This is a genomic window from Alkalithermobacter thermoalcaliphilus JW-YL-7 = DSM 7308, from assembly GCA_001584565.1.
Taxonomy (GTDB): Bacteria; Bacillota; Clostridia; order Peptostreptococcales; family Peptostreptococcaceae; genus Alkalithermobacter; species Alkalithermobacter thermoalcaliphilus.
This window is the reverse complement of record LSFY01000001.1, coordinates 17,227-40,025: the sequence shown is the minus strand read 5'-3', so window position 1 is coordinate 40,025 and position 22,799 is coordinate 17,227. Positions and strand designations below refer to the sequence as shown.

Sequence of the window (22,799 nt, the reverse complement as noted above, 5' to 3'; positions counted from 1 at the left end):
TCGGTACATATCAATAACTGCTTTAGATGCTATGCTATTGATTTACCATAATTTTTTAGGTTTATACTTGCATTTAAGTCTCTATCTATCTCGTGCCCACATTCATCACATATAAATGTTCTTTCTGATAAAGAAAGTTTGTTTTTTAAAGCACCACATCTGCTACAAGTTTTAGATGAAGGATAGAATGTATCTGCAAGTATAAATTTAATATCATTTAAGGCACATTTATATTCCATTTGTCTTTTAAATTCGTAAAATAGCTGCTCTTGTATTGATTTTGATAATCTTTTATTTTTTAGCATCCCATAAGTATTTAAGTTTTCCATAACTACATACTCTGGCTTGGCTTTCACCAAAGATGTAGTTATCTGATGAATATAATTATGCCTTATGTTTTTAAGCCTTCTTCTCATTTTTAAAACAAGGAATTCTAACTTTTTTATATTGTTAGTTTTTCTATAACGGTATTCACCTCCGTTCATTTGAATTTTGTTTAATTCATATTTTTTAGATAGCCTTTTTTGTAATCTTTTTTGTCTTTTCTCAAGTTTTTTAATTTTACTTGTTTTATTTATGTTTTTGTACTTTTGTCCTGTACTTATTGTATCTTGATAAAAGCTTGGCTTACTTTTCTTTTTTAACTTAAACTTAGGAAAGTTTGCTCTACCTTCAAAGAAGTTTTTATATGCAATACAGGCATCTTTTATAGCTTGTTTTGTTATATTATTTGAGTAATTGTTAAGCCAAGTATATTCTTTTTGTTTCTTTAATTGTGTTAATCTTTTTCTAAGTTCACAATCATTTAAAAATTTACCACCATTTTTATAGTTTTCTTGCTGTGTTGCTAACGCAAAGTTATATGCCCATCTTGCGACTGAAGCACACTCGAATAGCTTTGTTCGTTGTTTATTGTTAGGTAAAAGCTTAACTTTATAAGTCTTAATCATCTTCTAATAGCACCTTAATCATTTTCTTAGCTTTGTTTGCTCTGTTTTTCCTATCAACTTAGCAAATTCACCTATACTATAATATTTCATTTCCATCACTTCATAATAATCATAACATTATGTTGTAAAAATTATAAGGTTTTTGCATGAATTTATAAATATTTTTCAACTGTTTACACGCCTCTTAAATATTTTTAAAATATTCCCTTATCTGATTTGCTTTCCCACAAGTCATATTCCCTTCTGGACATGCTCCTGTTAGACAGCTAGGACCTATATTTTTAAACACATTAGGAGCAACTTTTCTTACCTGCTTTAACATTTGTATTGCTAATTGTCTTATCTCCCATTGAGCTCTTTCACAACATCTATGTTTAAAGAAATTAAATAAAGTTCTAGCATTCATAGTAAACACTAGCTTAGTTTCGCATGCGTTAGGAAATACATATCTAGCATCTTCTATAGCCTTTTTTTGCGAAAGGAGTTTAGCTTCTTTTTCAGTTTTTCCATCTTTTATAAAATTATCGTAGTGTTTTTTTGTAAGAATCTGTACAAGTTCATCATAAGTTTTTTGATCATTTTCCATTGCCTTTATAAATTTTTCTTTAGCCTGAGGAATTGCTTCAATCTCTGGAGGAATTATATATTCAAACTGATCAAGTTTTACATATCTTTGACTTTGCTGAGAATAAGAAGCTATTCTATGTCTTACTATTTGATGTGAGCAACTTCTTGATATTCCTTCTACTGCAAATGTAAAATTTACATGTTCTATTGGACTTTCATGACCTAAATCTAAAAGCATATTTAAAAATTTTTCTATTTTTTCATCTGTAAGATTTTTTTCTATTTCTGATACTCCAACTGGAGAGTAGCAAAGTTTAGCAGCCATAGCTATTAATTTTTCTGGATTAGGTGTATATGATATAAGTTGTACTTTCATTTTTGATAACCTCCCCACTTTTATAATAAACTTTATTATACCACAAAATAAAGTCTTCCGTAGAAAGATTCTAAGGAAGACTTTTTAATATATAAATATTTTATATCTGTTCTATTATTTTTATAGATTTTTGAATTAAATACTCCATTCTTTCAATATCATTACTTAAATATAAATATCCTATTAAAGCTTCAAAGGCTGTAGCATACTTATAATCTATTACCTGAGCATTTTTAGGTATGGTATTTGATTTTTGATTCCTAGCTCTTTTAACTATAGACATTTCTTTATCTGTTAACTCATTTTCTAAATTTTTGACAATAATACACTGAGATTTTGCTTTTACAAATTGTGTAGCCTTTTTATGAAGCTCATTTACTTTTATATTGTTGTATTTTTCAACTAAATATTTTCTTACATATACTTCGTAAACAGAATCTCCTATATAAGCTAATACTAATGGCTGTTTCATATCAACGTCTTTAATTTCCATTTATACTCTTCTCCATTTTACTCCTTGTCTTGTATCTTCTAAAATAATTCCCATTTTTTTAAGATCATCTCTTATCTTGTCAGCTAATTCAAAGTTTTTCTCTTTCTTTGCCTTTTGTCTTTCTTGTATCATTTTTTCTATTTCTTCATCTAAAATATCATTTTTTTCTTTATTGGCTATATTTAAAACTCCTGTAAGCTCTTTGAATACCAAAAGAGCATCTTGTGCAATTTCTAAAGAACTATTTTCATTTATATTAGTATTTATATATCTAACAAGTTCAAATATAACACTTATAGCATCTGCTGTGTTTAGATCATCATCCATGCTTTCTTCAAACTTTTTCTTAAAATCATTTAACTCTTTCTTTATAGGCTGTTCGTTCTCTTTTATATCACCTTGTATGTTTTTAATTAAAAACTCAAGTTTTTCTTTGCAATTATAAAGTCTTTCAAGTCCTGATTTTGCTTGGTTTAAAAGTTCATCACTAAAATTTACAGGATTTCTATAGTGAGAAGAAAGCATAAAAAACCTTACAACCTCAAGATCTACTTCTTTTGATATATCTCTTACAGTAAAGAAATTTCCTTTTGACTTTGACATTTTCTCATTATTTATGTTTATATATCCATTGTGGAGCCAATATCTTGCAAATTGTTTTCCACTTTTTGCTTCACTTTGAGCTATTTCATTTTCGTGGTGTGGGAATGTAAGGTCTTGACCTCCAGCATGAATATCTATTGTATCTCCCAAGTATCTTGATGCCATAACCGAACATTCTATGTGCCAACCAGGTCTTCCTTCTCCCCAAGGGCTTTCCCATCCAGGCTCATTTTCTTTCTTAGCTTTCCAAAGAACAAAATCCATAGGATTTTTCTTTTTATCATTAACTTCTATCCTTGCACCAAGTTCTAGCTCTTTTATATTTTGTTTTGATAACTTTCCATAGTCTTCAAATTTTTTAGTGTCAAAGTAAACATCTCCATCTACTTCATAAGCATATCCTTTTTGTTGAAGATCCTTTATAAAATCGATTATCTCATTTATATTTTCTGTAACTCTTGGATGAACAGTTGCTCTTTTAATTCCTAGCGCATCCGCATCTTTAAAATATTCTTTTATATATTTGTTTGCAACTTCTTTTGCTGATATACCTTCTTCATTTGCTTTATTTATTATTTTATCATCAACATCTGTAAAATTTTGAACATATAAAACCTCATATCCTTTATATTCAAAGTATCTTCTAAGTACATCAAACATTATAAAAGGTCTTGCATTTCCTATATGAAAGTAGTTATACACAGTAGGTCCGCAAACATACATTTTAACTTTTCCTTCTTCTATAGGAACAAACTCTTCCTTTTGTCTTGTTAAAGTATTATAAAGTTTCACAAAATCACCTCTTTATAGTTTTTCATCTACTTTAATTCCATTTCTTTTCACAACTTTTGCAGGAATACCAACTACAGTGCAGTTAGGATCTACATCTTTTAAAACAACAGCATTAGCTCCTATTTTTGAATTGTCCCCTATATATATAGGCCCTAGCACTTTTGCACCTGCTGATATTATTACATTATTACCTATTGTAGGATGTCTTTTACCCTTATCTTTTCCTGTTCCTCCTAAAGTCACTCCATGATATATAGTTACATTATCACCTATTTCAGCTGTTTCTCCTATTACTATACCCATTCCATGATCTATAAAAAGACCCTTTCCTATTTTTGCTCCTGGATGTATCTCTATTCCTGTTAGAAACCTATTAATATTAGATATTATTCTAGCAATAAGAAAAAATTCCTTTTTATAAAAAAAGTGAGCAAACCTATGCATAATTATAGCATGAAGACCAGGATAATTAAGTATAATTTCTAAAGTATTTCTAGCAGCAGGATCATTTTTCTTAATAGCATTAATTTCATCTTTTATTTTCATATTGAACAAACCCCCTCTTTTAATCCCTATTAAACTTATATGAATTATATGCTTTAATATATCATAATGATAATAAAATTTAAAGCCCTGAATTTTAATTCAAGGCTTTAAGATTAACTATTCAAAAACTCTATTTTTTTAGAGGAATACTCTATAAATTCTTCTTTTGTTATTACATTTTCTGACTCTAATCTTTTTAAAATATTTGTAAATTGTTCACAAATACTTTTTAATTCTATTTTTACTTCTTCAAGCTCCTTGTTCACCTTTGGCAAACCTCCTTTGCAAAATAAGACTACAATACAATATATCCACATTTAATGCATAATATTCATGATTTATGTCATAATTTGATATTTGTCATAAATTTGTTAGGCTATATATAAATATATTATATTTTTTTCTAAAAATTCCTTTTTTTTAGAAACTTTTTATTTACCTTATTTTGCAAAAGAAGAAAATTTTTCTATGTGTTACAAAAATATTTTATTCATACAAATCTGTACTTAGATACCTTTCTCCATTATCAGGAGATATTACTACTATATTTTTTCCTTTTCCTAGTTCTTTTGCTAATTTATAAGCTGCAGCTATTGCAGCTCCTGATGAAATTCCTAAAAATAATCCCTCTTTTTTAGCTATATTTCTTGCCATTTCAAAAGATTCTTCATTTGAAATTTTGATAATTTTATCTATTATATTTCGATCTAAAACTTTAGGAATAAATCCTGCACCTATACCTTGTATTTTATGAGGTCCTGCTGTACCTCCAGACAATACAGGTGATGCTAATGGTTCTACAGCAACTATTTTTATATTTGGAATTTCTTTTTTTAAGACTTGGCCAACCCCTGTTATAGTTCCACCTGTACCAACTCCAGCAACAAATGCATCTATATTTTTACCAAAATCATTTAGTATTTCTACAGCTGTTGCTTTTCTATGAATATCAGGATTATCCATATTTTCAAATTGACTTAGCATAACATAATTTTCGTTTTTTGATACAAGCTCACAAGCTTTTTCTACAGCTCCTTTCATACCTTTACTACCTTCTGTTAAAACTAGCTTCGCACCGTATCCTGATAAAATTTTTCTTCTTTCTATACTCATAGTCTCAGGCATTACAAGTATAACATCATATCCTTTATAAGCACATACCATCGCAATACCTATGCCTGTATTACCACTTGTTGGCTCTACTATTGTGTATCCCTTTTTTAATATTCCTCTTTCTTCCATTTTTTCTATCATATTTAGTGCTATTCTATCTTTTACAGATCCTCCAGGGTTAAAAAATTCTAATTTTACATATATATTTGCCATATTATCATCAACTATATTATTTAATTTCACTATAGGAGTATTTCCTATAAGATTACCTATATTATTGTATATCATATACATTCCTCCATTTCATAGTATTCTTATCAGAATTATATAATATATGATAATATGCGCTAGATATGTTGTCAACAATTTTTTATCAAAATGATAAACACCTGCTGTGTGCAGGTGTTTACTTTTAATTATAATATATTTTCTTTTACATATTTTATTCTATTTAATACAGTTTCTTTTCCTAATATTTTAACTACTTGAGGAATTTCAGGTCCATGCATTTGGCCTGTAAGGATTATTCTTGTTCCCATAAATAAGTTCTTTCCTTTTATTCCATACTCTTTTTGTATTTCTTTAAATATTTCTTTTACTGCTTGTTCATCTATATTTTCTTTTTGTGATATTTTTTGCTCTAGAGCATCTATTAAGGTAGGTATGTGTTCAAGCTTTAAAAATTCTCTACATTCGTCATTTTCAAGCTCTACAGTATCACCAAAGAATATATTTACCTTATCTGTAATTTGTTTAACATATTGAAGGCTTTCTTTTACTACAGATACTATATCTTTTATCCATTCATATTTTTCATTTATATCTTCTTTGCTTATATATCCAGCTTCTATTAAAAATGGTATAGCAATATCTGTTAATACATTGTCATCACACTCTTTTATATAGTGTTGATTTATCCAATTTAATTTATCTGTGTCAAATACTCCTCCACTTTTTGATACTCTCTCTAGAGAAAAAACTTCCTCTAGTTCTTTTAAACTAAATATTTCTTTATTTTCTTCTGGAGACCAACCAACAAGTGATACATAATTTACTAGACCTTCTGGTAGATATCCTTTTTTCTTGAAATCTTCAACCGCTACATCTCCATGTCTTTTGCTTAATTTCTTTCTTTCTGAATTTAATATATTTGGAAGATGAACAAATGTAGGCGCTTTCCATCCAAATGCTTCGTATAAATAAATATGCTTTGGAGTTGATGAAAGCCACTCTTCACCTCTTATTACATGGGTAATTTTCATTAGATGATCATCAACTACCACTGCAAAATGATATGTTGGAAATCCATCTGACTTCATAAGAACTTGATCATCTAAGTCATTTGTATTTATAGAAACGACTCCTCTTACTATATCATCAAATTTTATTTCTGTATTTGCAGGCAACTTCAATCTTATAACATAACTTTGCCCAGATTCTATTTTTTGCTTTACTTCTTCTTCAGAAAGCCCCTTACAGAATCCATCATATCTAGGTATTTTTCCTTCTGCTTTTTGTATTTCTCTAACTTTGTCTAATCTTTCTTTAGAACAAAAACAATAATAAGCATGTCCCTTATCTAAAAGCTCTTTTATGTATTTTTTGTATATATCCAGCCTTTCAGACTGTATATAAGGTCCATACTCTCCGCTTTGGTATAAGTTTTTGTTTTCATCTATAAATACACCTTCATCATGTTTAATTCCTGCCCAATCCATAGATTCAAGCATTCCTTCTATAGCGCCTTCTACAAATCTACTTTGGTCAGTATCTTCTACTCTCAAAATATACTTTCCACCCATTTTTTTTGCAAATAAATAGTTGTATAAAGCTGTTCTTAAGCTTCCTATATGAACAAATCCTGTTGGGCTTGGAGCAAATCTAACTCTAACGCTCATCAAATAACCTCCTAGTACAAATTTATCTTTATGATTATATTATATTATTCTAAAGATGTAAATGTAGTTATATCTTCTTTAATTGATACGTTGCCTATTCTATCTTTTACTTCTATAAGATTATTTTCTATTTCTTTTCCAACTACAATTATCTTAGGAATACCTATAAGCTCACTATCTTTAAACTTAAATCCTATTCTTTCTTTTCTATCGTCTAAAAGTACATTATATCCTTTATCTTTTAAATTGTTATAAATATTAAGTGAGACTTTTACTTCATTTTCATTTTTTATATTTCCTATTATAACGTGATAATCAAAGTAACTTACATCTTTAGGCCACTTAATTCCATATTCATCTTTATTTTCTTCAACTATTATAGAAAATAATCTATCTAAATAAAACTTTACTTTGATATTATATAAATTTTCTTCTTTGCCTTGACTATTCAGATGAGTATACTTTGTCTTTATAACATCTATATCTATAAAACTTGTTCCGTTTTCTAATTTTAATTGACTAGAGCAGTTTATACATTTTTCATTTTCAGATGCTAGTTTAAAGTTTCCTATATCATCTACTGTAAAGTCCTTATTATAATTTACATTTTTTATATGATAATCAGTTTTATTAGCTCCTACTACTGCATTTTTTATATACAAAACTTCTTCATCTGCAAGGACTTTATCAACTTTTATACCTATTGGACCTGCAAACCCAACTTTAGCATTAGTAGCTTTTTTTATATCTTCTTCATCTGCCATAGTTATTTTTTCTTTAGGTAAGTTTAAAAACTCAGATAATAAATTTATATTTAAAGCTCTATCCCCTCTTAGTAAAACTGCTATTATTTTTTCTTCACATTTAAAGATTAATGTCTTTATAAGTTTAGTAGATGATATATCTAAAAACTTTTCAAGTTCATCTATACTACCTATGTTTGGAGTGTAGATATACTCTTTTTCTTTTATCTGCTCTGTGGATAACTCTTTTTCTGGACAAGATTTTGCTTTTATTTTATAGTCATTATATCCACAGTTTTCACACGAAATTATTTCTTTTAGTGGATAACTGGTTTTATAAAAGTATTTAGTTTTATAGTTTTTATTATCACTTTTTATAAATTTTATATTAAGATGCGATAAAATTTGATCTACATTTTCTTTTATTGTTTTTATTTTAAAATCTATATCCTCACCATTTCCTATATCTATTAGATTTAATACATTATCAACTTTAGGATTTAATAAGCCATCTTTAAACTTATACTCATCATTTTTCAAAAAAGATTTATATGCTAGTTTTACTGGAAGCTCTTTATAAGATTTAATTTCATTATTAAATACATTTTCAGGATTACAGATAGTATGGCTTACGCTTATATCTTTATAATCTTTGAATTTTTCTTTTATAAAATTCTCTAATTCTTTAAAAAATAAATTTCCTAGTATAGTGTACACATAACTTCCATCTTCTAAATATTTTAAAAAGCCTGATCTATATAAAAGATTTAAACTTTCTACTTGTGTATCTAAAGGACTTTGCTTGTACGTTTTTATATATATATCATTTAATTTCATGTTTTATCCCCCTTAGAAATAAGGCAGTTCTTAAGAACTGCCTCAATTTTAGTAAGCTTTAGCAAAATAAACCATTTTAGTTGCTTGTTTATCACAACATATACACTTATCTGATATATTTTCTTGTTCAAATGGTATACATCTTATAGTAGCTCCTGTTTCTTCTTTTATTTTTTCTTCACACTTTTCATCTCCACACCACATAGCCTTTATAAATCCTGGAGTATTTTCTATTATATTTTTAAATTCATCTAAATTTGTAGCTGTGTAAGTTTTCTTTTCTCTCATTTCAAGAGCTTTTGATAATAATGTATTGTGAATATTATCTAGTAAATCCTCTATTGTTTCTTTTAAATTATCCATAGATACTTTTTGTTTTTCTAATGTATCTCTTCTAAATATTACTACTTGATTGTTTTCTATATCTTTAGGACCTATTTCTATTCTTATTGGAACACCTTTCATTTCCCACTCATTAAACTTCCATCCTGGAGAGTAGTTTGCTCTATCATCTACTTCTACTCTTATTGAAGATTTTAGTTCATTGTACAATTCATCTACTTTTTCCATAACATTTCCTTTATGAGCTGCTATCGGAACAATAACTACTTGTATTGGAGCAACTCTAGGCGGAAGAACTAATCCCCTATTATCTCCATGAACCATTATAAGTCCACCAATAAGTCTTGTTGAAACTCCCCATGATGTATGATATGGATAAGCTAACTTTCCTTCTCTATCAGAATATTGAATATCAAACGCTTTAGTAAAGTGCTGGCCTAGGAAGTGACTAGTTCCTGATTGAAGTGCTTTTCCATCGTGCATTAAAGCCTCTATTGTATACGTCGCTTCAGCTCCAGCAAATTTTTCTCTATCACTTTTTCTTCCTGTTACAACTGGAATTGCTAGTAAGTTTTCGCACATTTCTTTATATATATTTAACATTTGCAAAGTCTCTTCTTGAGCTTCTTCATATGTTTCATGAAGAGTATGACCTTCTTGCCATAAAAATTCTGATGTTCTTAAGAAAGGTCTTGTACTTTTTTCCCATCTTACAACTGAACACCATTGATTATATAAATAAGGTAAATCTCTATAAGATTTTAACCATTTAGAATACATAGAACAAATAATTGTCTCTGATGTTGGTCTTACACATAATCTTTCAGAAAGCTCATTTTTACCTCCATGAGTTACCCATGCAACCTCTGGAGCAAAACCTTCAACGTGTTCAGCTTCTTTATTCAATAAGCTTTCAGGAATTAAAAGAGGAAAATAGCAGTTTTTATGCCCTGTTTCTTTGAATTTTTTATCTAGGTATGATTGAATATTTTCCCATATAGCATATCCATATGGTTTTATTACCATAAATCCTTTTACAGGTGAATAGTCAACTAAATCAGTTTTTAATATTACATCTGTATACCACTGTGGAAAATCAACTTCCATAGGAGTAATTTCTTCAACAAATTGTTTTTCATTCTTTCCCATAACTTCATCTCCTTTACATAAATTTTTCTAAAAAAAAATCCTTCGCCTCTATTTCTAGAGACGAAAGATATTCCTTCCGCGGTACCACTCTAGTAAGCATTGTGCTCACTCTTATAATCTAACGGTTTTACCCGTAAAGACATACTCAAATTTCAGTCTTTAAGCTCCGAGACTGGTTCAAAATACTAAGCTTAGGAATCTCTCAGCAACAATTCCCTCTCTGTAAAGCATCGTACTTTTACTATTTCTCATCATAGCTTCTTTCTTTATAAAATTTTTAACATATTTTAAATCAAAAACTATATTTTGTCAATAGATACTATTGCATGTGCTGATATTCCTTCTTCTCTTCCTTCAAATCCTAATTTTTCTGTTGTAGTAGCCTTTACGTTTACATCATCTATATCTATTTCTAATGCTTTAGCTATATTTTCTCTCATTTGATGGATATAAGGTGCCATTTTAGGCTTTTGTGCAACGATTATACAATCTACATTATTACATTTATATCCCTTATTTTTTAATTTATCATTGACTTGTTTAAGCAAAAATAAACTACTAACTCCTTTATATTTATCATCAGTATCTGGAAAATGCCTTCCTATATCTCCTAAAGCTGCAGCTCCTAAAAGTGCATCTTTTATAGCGTGAAGTAACACATCTGCATCTGAATGTCCTAAAAGACCTTTTTCATAAGGAATCTTTACTCCACCTATATACAAATCTCTTCCTTCAACTAATTTATGAACATCGTATCCTATTCCCACTCTCATATTTATCTCCTTCTTTTTAGTATTTCTTCTCCTATATACAAATCTTCTTCAGTAGTTATTTTTATATTTTCATAACTTCCAAGTATCATTTTTACTTTATAACTACATCTTTCAACAATCATAGAATCATCAGTACCATAATAATTGTCTTTATAAGCTTTTTTATAAGACTCTTTAAGTATATCTACATCAAATGCTTGAGGAGTTTGAACAGCCCATAAAAATTTTCTTTCAGGGGTTGTTTTTATATAATTTTTTTCATCTATAACCTTTATAGTATCTTTTACAGGAACTCCAACTACAACTGCCTTATGCTCTTTTGTTTCCCGTATAACAGAATCTATTATATTATTATCTATAAACGGTCTTGCTCCATCATGTATTAATACTATCTTACACATTTTATCTAAAGCCTTTATACCACTTAAAACAGAGTCTTGCCTTTCCTTTCCTCCAAACACCACTTTTATACTTTTAGTGAAATTGTATTTATTTAATATGTTTTCATAAAAATAATCTTTTTCATTTTCAGATATAACTACTATTATTTCATCTATATTTTCATTTTTATCAAAAGCTGAAATAGTATAATAAATTATCTCTTTATCTAAAAGCTTTATATACTGCTTATTAATATCTTTGTTCATACGCTTTCCTTTTCCTGCTGCAACTATTATTACACTATTCACAAATATCACCTCAAAATGATTATACTACTAAAATACATCTACTAAAAGAGAATATCCGTTAAATACTTTTACTCTAGCTTTTAGCTTGCTTGTTCTTGCCATATCCTCAAATGTCTTTCCTGTGTTTTCACGAACAAAAAATCTATCTAAGTTATAACTTAAGAATGCTCCTTTTAATGTTACATTTTCTTTTCCAGATTCAAAGTCCCAAATTGGATACTCATATCTACAATTTAAAAACAATTTACCCTTTGGTTTTTCAAACGTCACATAATCAACATCATAAAACTGGCCATCTTTTTTAACAACAGCATAAAGCTTTTTTCCTCTAAATTTATACCAATTGTCTTCTGTAGCGTTTATAAATTCTTCAGGTAGTTTTTCTATTTCTACTTGATTTATCTTATAGTTTAATACAACATAATCTCCTCTGAATACATCTTTTGGATCATAAGGCTCTGTTTGAATTAATATTTCATATCCCTTAAAATATGTTATCAAAGGAAGTATAGTCATACATATAAGTATTGTAACTGGAAAAATACTAGATAAAATATATTTTTTAAAATTACTCAACTAAATCTCCCCCTTTCTTTATTTGTTTTTCAAAGTAAATTCCAAATGCAAGTAATATAACTCCACCTATTATGAAAAATACAGATTTAGGTAAAAAATCATATAGTGTGTCAAAATAATACCTTAATATAGTCGCACATATAAATACCACTGATAATAAACTTCCACTCTTAGCAAGTATTAGCATAAACGCTACAAACAAAATTGAAAATACTATACTTACTAACTCACCATTTGAGAATATATTAAATTTTGACCATATATAAGGATTAGTAAGAGCAAGGCCACTTATACCAATGACTATCATTCCTTGAAGTTTAAATATAAATCTGTTTAATTTCAAAGGAGTATAGTACATAATTAGACCTATTAAAAAGAATATCCATGCTACATATAAATCTTTTACATTATTCTTTACAAGAAAATATAAAATAGAGTTTAAAAGTATAAGATTATTAAAAAATGTACCTATCTTAAAGTTATCAAAATACCTGTTTAGGTAATACATTAAAGGAACTATACCTATGATAAAATAAGGCATATCATAAAAATTAAAATGTCCATTTAGATAAACAAGGAGTAAAACATGAGAAAATATAAATATAATCTCTTCTCTAAAAATTACTGAACACGGTAATATACCTATACCCCATAATAAAAAGGCATTTGTAAAATCTCCACCATAGTTAAATATTTGGCCTATTAAAAATATACCTGCACCATATATAATAACTCCTAGATAAAGTAAACTTTTGCTTGTTTTAGGATATTTTATAGATAACCCGAAACTTGATGTATTTACTGCTACATATAAGATTAATATCACTAAAAATTTACTCATTTTGCTTATTTTATCCCAGTTACTTGCTATAAAACTCAATACTCCAAGTCCTATAAGAACAGCTCCTATAACTAAAACTATCTTTACAAAATTTATCTTTTGTAGTGTGTATTCTTCTAATATCGCATTTTTTTGCTCAACAGTTATAATATTTTTATTTTTACAATAATCTAACTCTTCTTCTAAAAAATTAAGTTGACTTTTACTTACTAATCTTTTTTTCATGTTATCACTCCCTATTATTTTCTCTAATTAATAAATTAAACTTATTTTCTATATACTCTTTATCAAACGAACTAAACCATCTATTATTTTTGTCATCTATTATTCTATAGTGATTACTTATAATATTTTGCTGTATTTTAAACATACCTTCGCTTTTTATCTCTTTCCACCATACTCTTCCCCCCATTGTTTTATTTTTAGGAAAATATATTTTACCTAAAGCCACTATTTGTATGAACTTAACTGGATCTTCTCCAAAAGTCATCCTAAGTATTTCGCTATCTCTAAACAAAGTACATAAAGCTATGCATGCAGTCCAAGACAATTCAACTCTTTCTTTTTCTACCTGTATTAGTGTTTTTTTAGATATTCCTAAAAGCTCTGATAGTTTCTCCTGAGAATATCCATATTCACATCTTACAAGCTTTAATTTTCTAGATATAATACTAGTTACTTGCTCTTTATTCATATAACCACTCCGATATTTATATAGTTTATAGTGTAATTTTACACTATATATTGATTTATTTCAATTTATATTTATTATTATACTCAAACCAAAAAAACTGCCGATAACATATCGACAGTTTTAGATAGATTTTTCTGTTGCTAATTTAGGCTTTGCAAATATCATTCTTCCTGCTGCTGTTTGAAGAACGGAAGTTACTAATACATCTATTGTATCTCCTATATATTTTCTTCCTCCATCTACTACAATCATTGTTCCATCATCTAGATAGGCTATTCCCTGCCCTGATTCTTTTCCATCTTTTATTATTTGAACTACCATTTCTTCTCCAGGAATAACTACTGGCTTTATTGCGTTTGCAAGCTCATTTATATTTAGAACATCTACGCCATGAAACTGAGCTACTTTATTTAGATTATAATCATTTGTTACAACTTTTCCTTCTAATAATTGAGCTAGTTTGAGAAGTTTACTATCTACTTCTGATATATCTTCAAAGTCTTTTTCATAAATTTCAACTTCAATATCAAGCTCTTTTTGTATTTTATTTAATATATCAAGCCCTCGTCTGCCTCTTACTCTTTTTAGATCATCAGCAGAATCGGCTATATGTCTTAATTCTTCTAATACAAAGTTAGGTATAACTAGTTTGCCTTCTATAAATCCAGTTTTACATATGTCTGCTATTCTTCCATCTATTATTACACTTGTATCTAATATTTTAGGAGATGACATAGAAGTCTTTTTTATCGTTTTTTCTTTCTGAGTTGATAATTTTGAAATAAGATTAAAATTAAACAGTTCTTCTCTATTTTTTATAGCTAAGTGAACTCCTATATACCCCATAAATATATATACTACTATTGATATAGTTGTTCCAACTATTGGTACTGGTATTTGGATTAAAAGCTGACTTATAAGATAAGCTATAAACAATCCTAAAGCAAGCCCTATTGATCCTATCAATATTTCTATAGGTGGTACTTTGGATAGTTCCTTATCAACCCAACTAGCCATATTTTTACCTTCTTTTAAAAGCCATGGAGAAATTAAATAAAATACAAGTCCTGTTATAAGTCCTGAAAATATTGATCCTAAAGCTTTATATGCTACTGGTAGATGCCAAAGTCCTGGGAATATCTTTACAAAATAAAAATATAAAGCAACTCCAATAGTTATTCCTACTAAAGCCATAAGAGCCTTAATAATTTTATTTATCATTTCTTCACCCCCTTTTATACTATTATTATCCAAATTTATTTATCTAATCATTATTTACCCATTTTTCTATAAGTTCTTTCATCTGTGTAAAATCTTTATCTAAAACTAATGCTAACTCGCTTGATATCATATCTTTAGCTTCAGTTAACATCTTTTTTTCTCCTGTAGAAAGTGGTTTTTTTCTCTCTTGCATTGATAACATTTTTATAACTAAACATATTTCATATATATCGCCAGTTTTAATTTTATCTAAATTGTCTCTATACCTTTTATTCCACTTTTCCTCTATTTGACTTTGTGCATTTTTTAGTATAGATATTACTTCATCAACCTGGCTTTTTTCTATGATATATCTTATTCCTAATTTACATATTCTGTCAACAGGAATCATTATATCTATGTTAGATACTATCATATTCATAATATAATATTTTTTTCTCTCATTTAAAACTTCTTTTTCTTCTATAGAACTTATTACTCCTGCACCATACATAGGATATACTATTTTATCTCCAATACTAAACATATATCTCCCCCCTAAATTACACTATTTCAGTATATATTAATTTTTTATCTAAGTCAAATCTAAAATTTTTATTTTATCATATATATTTAAAATATGTCAATGAAATTTATAGTTTACAAAGCTTTCTATATTTATTTGAATTGACTATAAAACATTTTCCTATTATAATTATTTATGAGGTGATACAATGTCTTTCGATATTTCTAAGTTTAAAAGTGTAGTAAACGAGTCTTTAATAAGACATAAAAGTATATTAGATGTATTAACAAAACTGCAAGAAACTAATTCAAGAATAAATAGAGCTGTAATCAAATCCGTAACTAGTTGTGGTTGTATACAGATAGATTGCAAAAAGCAAGATTTACCTAAGGATATAACTTTTGGTGAGCTTTCTGAATATATGGATAGTCATATTAGAGGCGATTTATGTGATGTTTGTAAAGAAAAAATAGAACAAGAATTAGGAGATCATATGTTTTATATAACTGCTTTGTGCAATTTATTAAACATGGATCTTGAGGATATCCTAAAAGATGAATATAAGAAAATAACTACTTTAGGAAAATATAGTTTATTTTAAAAGGGCAATTAATTGCCCTTTTATTATATATGTCTATCTAGTAATACTTGTTCTTGTCTTCTTCTTAATCCATCTCTTATATACCTTGCTCTTATCTCCCCTATTCCCTCTACTTCATCTAGCTGTTCTATGGAAGCTTTTAATATATGCTGAAATTTTTCAAAATGTTGTACTAAATTTTCTATTATGTGAACTGGGAGTCTAGGGATTTGATTCAGTATTCTATATCCACTTGGATGAACAGAGTATTCTAAGTTATGTATACTTCCAAAGTATCCTAACAATCTGACTATATTATTTAAATCTAAAAGTTCTTCTGATGTAAAGTTTCTTAGAGATTTTTTAAATTCTTCATAATCTATGTTTTCGTTTATATTGTAGTCTTTAAATACCCATATTTCATCTTCTTTTATATTCCCAACTAACTCTTCAAGCTGCATACTTATAAGTCTTCCTTCATTTCCAAGTTCTATTATGTACTTTTCTACTTCATTTACTATTCTAAGTACCATTTCTATTCTCTGAATAACTGTAGCTACATCGTAGAGAGTAACTAAATCTTCGAATTCTAAAGCACTTAAATTTATCATTGCTTGATCTAAAACTGCCTTGTATTTTTCTAGAGTTTGAATAGCTTGATTTGCCTTTGCTAATATTTTTGATGTTTCTTGTAGTACGTATTTACTGTATCCTTTATATAAGGTTATTATATTTCTTCTTTGTGATATCGATATAACCATCTCTCCCGTTTGTTTTGCAACTCTTTCTGCTGTTCTATGTCTAATACCAGTTTCAAAACAAGGTATCATAGGATCAGGTATTAACTGAGTATTTGCATAAAGTATTCTTTTTGCATCACTACTTAAGATTATAGCTCCATCCATTTTAGCCAGCTCATATAAATAAGCTGGAGAAAATTCACTGTTTATATTAAATCCCCCATCTACTATACTCATTACTTCTTCACTGTTTCCAATTACTATTAACGCTCCTGTTTTAGCTCTTAATACATTTTCAAGCCCCTCTCTTAAAGGTGTTCCAGGAGCTAACATTTTTAGATCATTCATATTGTCAAACTTTTTTGTTAGATCATACACCATAACTACCTCCTAATACCGATTCTAGAGCCTCTTTTATATTCTTTACTCCAATAATTTCTATTCCCTGTACTTTTTCTGTTCCTGACAAGTTGTTTTTAGGTATAACTATGCGTTTAAATCCTAGCTTTTTGCTTTCTATTATCCTTTTTTCTATAAAACTTACTCCTCTTACCTCTCCCGTAAGTCCTATTTCTCCTGCTACAACTGTATCTTGCCTTATTTCTATATTTCTAAACCCTGATGCTATTGATAGTGCTATTCCTAAATCTGCCGCAGGCTCACTTATCCTTATTCCTCCTACAACATTTATGTAAACATCTTGATTTTGAATTTGCATTCCTACTCTTTTTTCTAGTACAGCTATTAGTAAATTAACTCTATTTTGATCAAATCCTGTGGCCATCCTTCTTGGTATTCCAAAACTTGTAGGAGATACTAATGCTTGTAGTTCAACAAGCATAGGTCTTGTCCCTTCTATTGTTGATACTATAACAGATCCTGAAACTCCTTTTGGCCTTTCTGAAATAAGAATCTTAGATGGATTTTCTATTTCTACTAATCCTAAGTCTCTCATTTCAAAAACTCCAAGTTCATTTGTTGATCCAAACCTATTTTTAACTGCTCTTATCATTCTGTAGGTGTTGTATCTTTCACCTTCAAAATATATAACAGTATCAACCATGTGCTCTAATATCTTTGGTCCTGCTAAAGATCCTTCTTTCGTAACATGTCCAACTATAAAGGTTGTTATTCCTAAATTTTTGGATATTTTCATAAATTTTGAAGTTCCTTCTTTTATCTGACTTACACTTCCCGGAGCTGATGTTATGTCTGGACTAAATACTGTTTGTATAGAATCTACTATCATAATATCAGGCTTTAATGTATCTATTTGTTTTTCTATAATTTTGAGATTGTTTTCTGCAAATATATATAAATTATCACTATTTATATTTAATCTCTTACCCCTCATTTTAATCTGTTGAGCGGACTCTTCTCCTGATATATATAATACTTTCATTCCTTGTTTTGCTATCTCATTTGATACTTGTATTAATAATGTAGATTTTCCTATTCCAGGATCTCCTCCTACAAGTATTAATGATCCTTTTACTACTCCTCCACCTAAAACTCTATCTAATTCTTTAATATTGGTTGAAAATCTATATTCTTCTACAGCTTCAACAGAATTTATGGGTATTGGTTTATTGTCTTTTTTATCATTTAATACAAATAAGTCATGTTTTGTTTTTTGATCATATACTTCTTCTACAAAACTATTCCATCTATCACACTCAGGACATTTTCCCATCCATTTTAATGACTCATATCCACAGTTTTGACATATATGTTTAGTTTTAATCTTACTCATATAATCACCTTTTTTGTTTAATATGTATATATTTTACCATAATCAACTGAAAAATAGACATCTTTTGATAAATCTGGGAAAAAACAAAAAAGGTGATTATATCACCTTTTTTCTTTAAGAGCTAGTAGTACTTTTTCTGCTAAATGAGGTGGGACTTCTTCATATCTTTCAAACTCTATATCAAAATATCCTTTAGCTTGAGTCATTGATCTTAAGTCTATTCCGTATCTAAAAATTTCCGCCTGAGGAACATGTGCATATATAGCTTGTTTTTTATTTCCAATTGGCTCCATTCCTAATATCTTTCCTCTTCTTTTATTTATATCTCCAATAATATCTCCCATATATTCTTCATCAACTATAACCTTTAATTTATATATAGGCTCTAATAAAACTGGATTTGCATTTTCCATTCCTTTTTTAAATGCTATAGATGCTGCTATCTTAAATGCCATTTCAGATGAATCTACATCATGATAAGATCCATCATATAATGTTGCCTTTATATTAGTTACAGGAAATCCAGCTAAAACTCCGCTTTGTAAACACTCTTTAAGTCCTTTTTCTACAGCTGGTATATATTGTTTTGGAACAGATCCTCCAAATATCTTTTCTTCAAATATGAACTCTTGTTCACATGGTTCAAATATTATTCTTACATCTGCATACTGACCATGCCCTCCTGTTTGCTTTTTATGTTTTCCTTGAACATCCGATCTTCCTTTTATAGTTTCTCTATAAGGAACTTTAGGATCTTTTAAATTTACTTCTACTCCAAATCTTTCTTTTAATTTTTCTTTTATATAATTTATGTGTATTTCACCTTGACCTCCTACTAAGATTTCTTTTGTTTCAAAATTTCTTACTATCTGTATTGAAGGATCTTCTTCTATAATTTTATTTAGGCCTAAACTAATCTTTTCTTCATCTCCTTTAGCAGATGTCTCTATAGCTAAGTAAATTTGTGGTTTTGGAAAATCTATTTTGCTGTAGACACTGCGTGAGTTATCAGTAGATAAAGTATCTCCCGTTTGAGCATATGTAAGTTTTGTAAGTGCTACAATATCTCCTGCCTGGGCCTTTTGAATTTGTATACTTTGATTATTTCTCATCGTATACAAATTTCCTATTTTCTCTTTGCAACTTCTGTTTATATTATAAATTTCTGTATCTGGATACAAGGTTCCACTATTAACTTTTACTAAAGATATTTTGCCTACAAATGGATCTATAAAAGTCTTAAACACTATTCCTGAGAAAGCGTCACTTTCGGTAGTATTTCCTATATCGTTAATAGAAGGCATATATTTATATATCATATCTAAAATAAAACTAGTTCCTATATTTTCAGCTGTAGATCCAAATACAACAGGTATTATATCAGATGATAAAATTGCCTTTTTAAGACCTTCACAAAACTCTTTTTCAGTAAATTCTTCACCTGAAAAATATTTATCTAAAAGCTGTTCATCAGTTTCTGCAACAGCTTCCATAAGTACTTGCTTTAAAGAACTTATGTATTCATCATTTTCATAATCTTTATCATCTAAAACGTCTATTATTTTTATTTTACCTTTATCATTTATAGGTACATTAAATAATGCTATTTTGTTTTGGTATCTGTTTTTTAATTGATCTAAAACTTTTTTATAGTCTGCCTTTTCGCTATCTATTTTGTTTACAAATATGATCTTAGGAATATTGTATTGATCTGTTATTTCAAATGCTTTATCTGTTCCTACTTGTATATCTGTTGTAGCATCTACTACTATTATAGCTCCTAAAGCTGCATTAACAGCCGATACTACATCAGCATAAAAGTCAAAATATCCAGGAGTATCTATTATGTTGTATTTATAATTATTCCATTCTATACAAGATAAATTTAAACTTGTAGTCATATTTGTTTTATCACTAGGTCTAGTTATTCTGTTTACCAAATTATTTGTAAAATAAATTGCCTCTAACAAGTTTGTCTTTCCTGCCCCTCCATGTCCTAATACAACAACATTCCTTATTCTATCACTTTCATAAAACTTCATGAAAAAGGCCCCCCTTTAATTTCATAAGAGAAAAGATATTTTAGGTTTTGTTTTAATCTTATGTTAAATTTATGTAATTATGATATAATTAATTTGACTAAATATTTAAAATTTTTTATGTGAAGGGGGATTTATATGAATTTTCTATTTAGAAAAGAATTAAATGACCTGGTTCCTTATAAACCTGGTAAACCTATTGAGTATGTAATGAAAGAATTTGGATTAACTAATGTTATAAAACTTGCATCTAATGAAAATCCTTTAGGATGTTCTGAAAAAGTAAAGCAGGCATTAACAAAAGCTCTAGATAATCTACATATATATCCAGATGGCAATTCTACTGATTTAAGGCAAGCCCTAGGTAGAAAATTTAATATAGATGTATCTAAAGTAATTACTTCTAGTGGTTCTGATGAGATGGTAGATATACTTGCTAAAGTATTTATAAATCATGGTGATGAAGTTATAATGGCAGATTTAACATTTCCTAGATACATAACTACAACTAAAATGATGGGGGGAGTACCTGTTATTGTACCTCTTAAAAACTTTACTCATGATATAAAAGGTATGCAAAATGCAGTTACAGAAAAGACTAAAATGATATGGGTATGTAATCCTAATAACCCTACTGGAACTATGGTTCCTACATCAGAAATAATTGATCTTTTGGAAAACGTTTCTGAGGATATAATTGTTGTTTTAGATGAAGCCTATAGAGAATATGTTACGAGAGATGATTATATGTTAGATAGCGAAAGACTACTAGATAAGTATCCAAACTTAGTTATTTTAAGAACTTTCTCTAAAGCTTATGGAATTGCAGCATTAAGAGTTGGATACACTCTAGCTCATGAAGATATCATATCTAACATAAATAAAGTAAGAGGTCCTTTTAATGTAAATTCTCTTGCACAAGTAGCTGCTTTAGCTGCTTTAGAAGATCAAGACTTTATAAAAGAAAGCTTTAATGTAAATAAATCAGGAAAGGAATACCTATATAAAGAATTTGACTCTATGGGATTAGAATATGCTCTATCTGAAACTAACCATATATATGTCAATGTAAATAAGGATGCTTTTGAAGTATTTGATAAATTACAAAGAGAAGGAGTGATAATAAGACCTATAAAAGATACATTTATAAGAGTATCAATAGGAACAATGGAGGAGAATAAGATATTTATTGAAAAGCTAAGAAAAGTATTAAATATATAATTAACTAAAAATAATAGGCCTTAATGGCCTATTATTTTTAGTATATCTAGTAAAGTATCTTTACAATACTCTCCTTTTTTATATTTTCTCTTAGCTACTATTATTTCTGGTTGATTCCCTCTTGAAATTATATCTTTTAGTATTCCTGGTATCTCTATAAATGAACCCATTTCATTAAATTCATCATCCATAATTATAAATGTTGGTATTTTAGGCTTTCCATTTACCTTGTATCTACTTAAAAATTCTTCATTTCCATCTCTAGAAACTATTGATAACTTTATATTTTCGTTTAAAGTTGTAAGTATATAAACAGCAGGTAAATTGATTTGACAATCTGGACACCATGCCTCTGCAAATGCCAGTATGTTTATACTTTTATTTATACTTTCTATACTCTGTTTTATTTTGTTTTCAATTTTTATATTATCTAATATTTCTTTCATTTTATTTTTATAAGTCTCGTCACTTTCTTCTAAAAACTCTATAAACTTCTTTCCTGCCCTAAATAAATCTTCAAAAGTCATATACTTTCCCCCCAAAGTTTAGATTCTAAGTAGTATTATATCATACTGAGGAAAAATAAAAAAGATTATGTGGCTACGTCCTACTCTCCCAGGAGGCTTCCCTCCAAGTACCATCGGCGCAAAGGAGCTTAACTTCTGTGTTCGGAATGGGAACAGGTGTATCCTCCTTGCTATAGTAACCACATAATCTTTTAATTTACTTTGTACTTTTATATTAGCACATTCAAAACT

The 22,799-nt window shown here is 28.4% G+C and carries 23 protein-coding genes, 1 rRNA gene and 1 other annotated feature; of the genes, 2 read left to right on the top strand and 22 right to left on the bottom strand.

Annotated elements, in window-relative coordinates; translation table 11 throughout:
* Nucleotides 1-29: 29 nt before the first annotated feature.
* The 17 genes from JWYL7_RS00195 to JWYL7_RS00120 form a co-directional block, all read right to left on the bottom strand.
* The gene (locus tag JWYL7_RS00195; protein WP_066067277.1) at nucleotides 30-950 is read right to left on the bottom strand and encodes an RNA-guided endonuclease InsQ/TnpB family protein; all 921 of its coding nucleotides are present in this window, start codon (nucleotides 948-950) and stop codon (nucleotides 30-32) included.
* 184 nt (nucleotides 951-1,134) lie between these two features.
* Entirely contained in the window at nucleotides 1,135-1,893 is a 759-nt protein-coding gene (gene thyX, locus JWYL7_RS00190; protein WP_066067274.1) for an FAD-dependent thymidylate synthase, read from the bottom strand.
* A gap of 100 nt (nucleotides 1,894-1,993) precedes the next feature.
* Complete coding sequence (locus JWYL7_RS00185; RefSeq protein WP_066067272.1) at nucleotides 1,994-2,386, bottom strand: Mini-ribonuclease 3; 393 nt, start codon at nucleotides 2,384-2,386, stop codon at nucleotides 1,994-1,996.
* A complete protein-coding gene (gene cysS, locus JWYL7_RS00180; RefSeq protein WP_066067269.1) occupies nucleotides 2,387-3,781 on the bottom strand; it encodes a cysteine--tRNA ligase in 1,395 nt (464 codons plus the stop codon). It lies immediately after the preceding gene.
* Between the two features lie 12 nt (nucleotides 3,782-3,793).
* Nucleotides 3,794-4,327 (bottom strand): serine O-acetyltransferase EpsC, encoded by a 534-nt coding sequence (gene epsC / locus JWYL7_RS00175; RefSeq protein WP_149683766.1) that lies wholly within the window; start codon nucleotides 4,325-4,327, stop codon nucleotides 3,794-3,796.
* A 113-nt stretch (nucleotides 4,328-4,440) separates the two neighbouring features.
* Nucleotides 4,441-4,593, bottom strand: a complete 153-nt coding sequence (locus JWYL7_RS10450; protein WP_161937470.1) for a hypothetical protein — start codon at nucleotides 4,591-4,593, stop codon at nucleotides 4,441-4,443.
* 220 nt (nucleotides 4,594-4,813) lie between these two features.
* Nucleotides 4,814-5,728, bottom strand: a complete 915-nt coding sequence (gene cysK / locus JWYL7_RS00170) for a cysteine synthase A (RefSeq protein WP_083528218.1) — start codon at nucleotides 5,726-5,728, stop codon at nucleotides 4,814-4,816.
* 128 nt (nucleotides 5,729-5,856) lie between these two features.
* Nucleotides 5,857-7,338 carry a glutamate--tRNA ligase gene (gene gltX / locus JWYL7_RS00165; protein ID WP_066067260.1) on the bottom strand — a complete coding sequence of 494 codons (1,482 nt, stop codon included), beginning with the start codon at nucleotides 7,336-7,338 and terminating at the stop codon, nucleotides 5,857-5,859.
* Nucleotides 7,339-7,382: 44 nt separating this feature from the next.
* Nucleotides 7,383-8,918: a YbaK/EbsC family protein gene (locus JWYL7_RS00160; RefSeq protein ID WP_066067258.1), complete on the bottom strand. Its 1,536-nt coding sequence runs from the start codon at nucleotides 8,916-8,918 to the stop codon at nucleotides 7,383-7,385.
* 48 nt (nucleotides 8,919-8,966) lie between these two features.
* Nucleotides 8,967-10,409, bottom strand: a complete 1,443-nt coding sequence (gene proS / locus JWYL7_RS00155) for a proline--tRNA ligase (protein WP_066067256.1) — start codon at nucleotides 10,407-10,409, stop codon at nucleotides 8,967-8,969.
* A gap of 53 nt (nucleotides 10,410-10,462) precedes the next feature.
* Nucleotides 10,463-10,673: a binding site (T-box leader), on the bottom strand.
* A 35-nt stretch (nucleotides 10,674-10,708) separates the two neighbouring features.
* Nucleotides 10,709-11,182, bottom strand: a complete 474-nt coding sequence (gene ispF, locus JWYL7_RS00150; RefSeq protein WP_066067253.1) for a 2-C-methyl-D-erythritol 2,4-cyclodiphosphate synthase — start codon at nucleotides 11,180-11,182, stop codon at nucleotides 10,709-10,711.
* Nucleotides 11,183-11,184: 2 nt separating this feature from the next.
* The gene (gene ispD / locus JWYL7_RS00145) at nucleotides 11,185-11,871 is read right to left on the bottom strand and encodes a 2-C-methyl-D-erythritol 4-phosphate cytidylyltransferase (protein WP_149683765.1); all 687 of its coding nucleotides are present in this window, start codon (nucleotides 11,869-11,871) and stop codon (nucleotides 11,185-11,187) included.
* A gap of 27 nt (nucleotides 11,872-11,898) precedes the next feature.
* Entirely contained in the window at nucleotides 11,899-12,447 is a 549-nt protein-coding gene (locus JWYL7_RS00140; protein WP_066067250.1) for a GDYXXLXY domain-containing protein, read from the bottom strand.
* Complete coding sequence (locus JWYL7_RS00135) at nucleotides 12,440-13,513, bottom strand: DUF2157 domain-containing protein (RefSeq protein ID WP_066067246.1); 1,074 nt, start codon at nucleotides 13,511-13,513, stop codon at nucleotides 12,440-12,442. Before JWYL7_RS00135 ends, JWYL7_RS00140 begins: the two co-directional genes overlap by 8 nt.
* Before the next feature lie 4 nt (nucleotides 13,514-13,517).
* The gene (locus tag JWYL7_RS00130; RefSeq protein WP_066067242.1) at nucleotides 13,518-13,982 is read right to left on the bottom strand and encodes a helix-turn-helix transcriptional regulator; all 465 of its coding nucleotides are present in this window, start codon (nucleotides 13,980-13,982) and stop codon (nucleotides 13,518-13,520) included.
* Nucleotides 13,983-14,102: 120 nt separating this feature from the next.
* Nucleotides 14,103-15,203 (bottom strand): PIN/TRAM domain-containing protein, encoded by a 1,101-nt coding sequence (locus JWYL7_RS00125; protein ID WP_066067240.1) that lies wholly within the window; start codon nucleotides 15,201-15,203, stop codon nucleotides 14,103-14,105.
* 43 nt (nucleotides 15,204-15,246) lie between these two features.
* Nucleotides 15,247-15,729 carry a CarD family transcriptional regulator gene (locus JWYL7_RS00120; protein ID WP_066067237.1) on the bottom strand — a complete coding sequence of 161 codons (483 nt, stop codon included), beginning with the start codon at nucleotides 15,727-15,729 and terminating at the stop codon, nucleotides 15,247-15,249.
* 187 nt (nucleotides 15,730-15,916) lie between these two features.
* Here JWYL7_RS00120 and JWYL7_RS00115 point away from each other — a divergent pair, with 187 nt between their 5' ends.
* Entirely contained in the window at nucleotides 15,917-16,309 is a 393-nt protein-coding gene (locus tag JWYL7_RS00115; protein WP_066067234.1) for a nucleoside triphosphate pyrophosphohydrolase family protein, read from the top strand.
* A 23-nt stretch (nucleotides 16,310-16,332) separates the two neighbouring features.
* On the opposite strand, the gene disA is transcribed toward JWYL7_RS00115, so the two are convergent.
* The 3 genes from disA to JWYL7_RS00100 all read right to left on the bottom strand — a co-directional run bounded on the left by disA (nucleotide 16,333) and on the right by JWYL7_RS00100 (nucleotide 20,823).
* Nucleotides 16,333-17,409 (bottom strand): DNA integrity scanning diadenylate cyclase DisA, encoded by a 1,077-nt coding sequence (disA, locus tag JWYL7_RS00110; protein WP_066067232.1) that lies wholly within the window; start codon nucleotides 17,407-17,409, stop codon nucleotides 16,333-16,335.
* Nucleotides 17,399-18,781 carry a DNA repair protein RadA gene (gene radA / locus JWYL7_RS00105; RefSeq protein ID WP_066067229.1) on the bottom strand — a complete coding sequence of 461 codons (1,383 nt, stop codon included), beginning with the start codon at nucleotides 18,779-18,781 and terminating at the stop codon, nucleotides 17,399-17,401. The genes disA and radA overlap by 11 nt, the downstream gene beginning before the upstream one ends.
* Nucleotides 18,782-18,882: 101 nt before the next feature.
* Complete coding sequence (locus tag JWYL7_RS00100) at nucleotides 18,883-20,823, bottom strand: elongation factor G (protein ID WP_066067226.1); 1,941 nt, start codon at nucleotides 20,821-20,823, stop codon at nucleotides 18,883-18,885.
* Between the two features lie 135 nt (nucleotides 20,824-20,958).
* On the opposite strand from JWYL7_RS00100, the gene hisC reads away from it, so the two are divergent.
* Nucleotides 20,959-22,041, top strand: coding sequence for a histidinol-phosphate transaminase (hisC, locus tag JWYL7_RS00095; RefSeq protein WP_066067222.1), 1,083 nt, complete (start codon nucleotides 20,959-20,961; stop codon nucleotides 22,039-22,041).
* Nucleotides 22,042-22,061: 20 nt separating this feature from the next.
* On the opposite strand, the gene JWYL7_RS00090 is transcribed toward hisC, so the two are convergent.
* Nucleotides 22,062-22,568: a thioredoxin family protein gene (locus JWYL7_RS00090; protein WP_066067219.1), complete on the bottom strand. Its 507-nt coding sequence runs from the start codon at nucleotides 22,566-22,568 to the stop codon at nucleotides 22,062-22,064.
* A gap of 67 nt (nucleotides 22,569-22,635) precedes the next feature.
* Nucleotides 22,636-22,752: ribosomal RNA gene (gene rrf / locus JWYL7_RS00085) — 5S ribosomal RNA — on the bottom strand.
* Nucleotides 22,753-22,799: the final 47 nt, after the last annotated feature.

What these genes read in the sequence shown, in the direction of transcription:
- JWYL7_RS00195 (WP_066067277.1), bottom strand. Translation starts at nt 950, where the DNA reads ATGATTAAGACTTATAAAGTTAAGCTTTTACCTAACAATAAACAACGA.
- thyX (WP_066067274.1), bottom strand. Translation starts at nt 1,893, where the DNA reads ATGAAAGTACAACTTATATCATATACACCTAATCCAGAAAAATTAATA.
- JWYL7_RS00185 (WP_066067272.1), bottom strand. Translation starts at nt 2,386, where the DNA reads ATGGAAATTAAAGACGTTGATATGAAACAGCCATTAGTATTAGCTTAT.
- epsC (WP_149683766.1), bottom strand. Translation starts at nt 4,327, where the DNA reads ATGAAAATAAAAGATGAAATTAATGCTATTAAGAAAAATGATCCTGCT.
- cysK (WP_083528218.1), bottom strand. Translation starts at nt 5,728, where the DNA reads ATGATATACAATAATATAGGTAATCTTATAGGAAATACTCCTATAGTG.
- gltX (WP_066067260.1), bottom strand. Translation starts at nt 7,338, where the DNA reads ATGAGCGTTAGAGTTAGATTTGCTCCAAGCCCAACAGGATTTGTTCAT.
- JWYL7_RS00160 (WP_066067258.1), bottom strand. Translation starts at nt 8,918, where the DNA reads ATGAAATTAAATGATATATATATAAAAACGTACAAGCAAAGTCCTTTA.
- proS (WP_066067256.1), bottom strand. Translation starts at nt 10,409, where the DNA reads ATGGGAAAGAATGAAAAACAATTTGTTGAAGAAATTACTCCTATGGAA.
- ispF (WP_066067253.1), bottom strand. Translation starts at nt 11,182, where the DNA reads ATGAGAGTGGGAATAGGATACGATGTTCATAAATTAGTTGAAGGAAGA.
- JWYL7_RS00135 (WP_066067246.1), bottom strand. Translation starts at nt 13,513, where the DNA reads ATGAAAAAAAGATTAGTAAGTAAAAGTCAACTTAATTTTTTAGAAGAA.
- JWYL7_RS00130 (WP_066067242.1), bottom strand. Translation starts at nt 13,982, where the DNA reads ATGAATAAAGAGCAAGTAACTAGTATTATATCTAGAAAATTAAAGCTT.
- JWYL7_RS00125 (WP_066067240.1), bottom strand. Translation starts at nt 15,203, where the DNA reads ATGATAAATAAAATTATTAAGGCTCTTATGGCTTTAGTAGGAATAACT.
- JWYL7_RS00120 (WP_066067237.1), bottom strand. Translation starts at nt 15,729, where the DNA reads ATGTTTAGTATTGGAGATAAAATAGTATATCCTATGTATGGTGCAGGA.
- JWYL7_RS00115 (WP_066067234.1), top strand. Translation starts at nt 15,917, where the DNA reads ATGTCTTTCGATATTTCTAAGTTTAAAAGTGTAGTAAACGAGTCTTTA.
- disA (WP_066067232.1), bottom strand. Translation starts at nt 17,409, where the DNA reads ATGGTGTATGATCTAACAAAAAAGTTTGACAATATGAATGATCTAAAA.
- radA (WP_066067229.1), bottom strand. Translation starts at nt 18,781, where the DNA reads ATGAGTAAGATTAAAACTAAACATATATGTCAAAACTGTGGATATGAG.
- JWYL7_RS00100 (WP_066067226.1), bottom strand. Translation starts at nt 20,823, where the DNA reads ATGAAGTTTTATGAAAGTGATAGAATAAGGAATGTTGTTGTATTAGGA.
- hisC (WP_066067222.1), top strand. Translation starts at nt 20,959, where the DNA reads ATGAATTTTCTATTTAGAAAAGAATTAAATGACCTGGTTCCTTATAAA.
- JWYL7_RS00090 (WP_066067219.1), bottom strand. Translation starts at nt 22,568, where the DNA reads ATGACTTTTGAAGATTTATTTAGGGCAGGAAAGAAGTTTATAGAGTTT.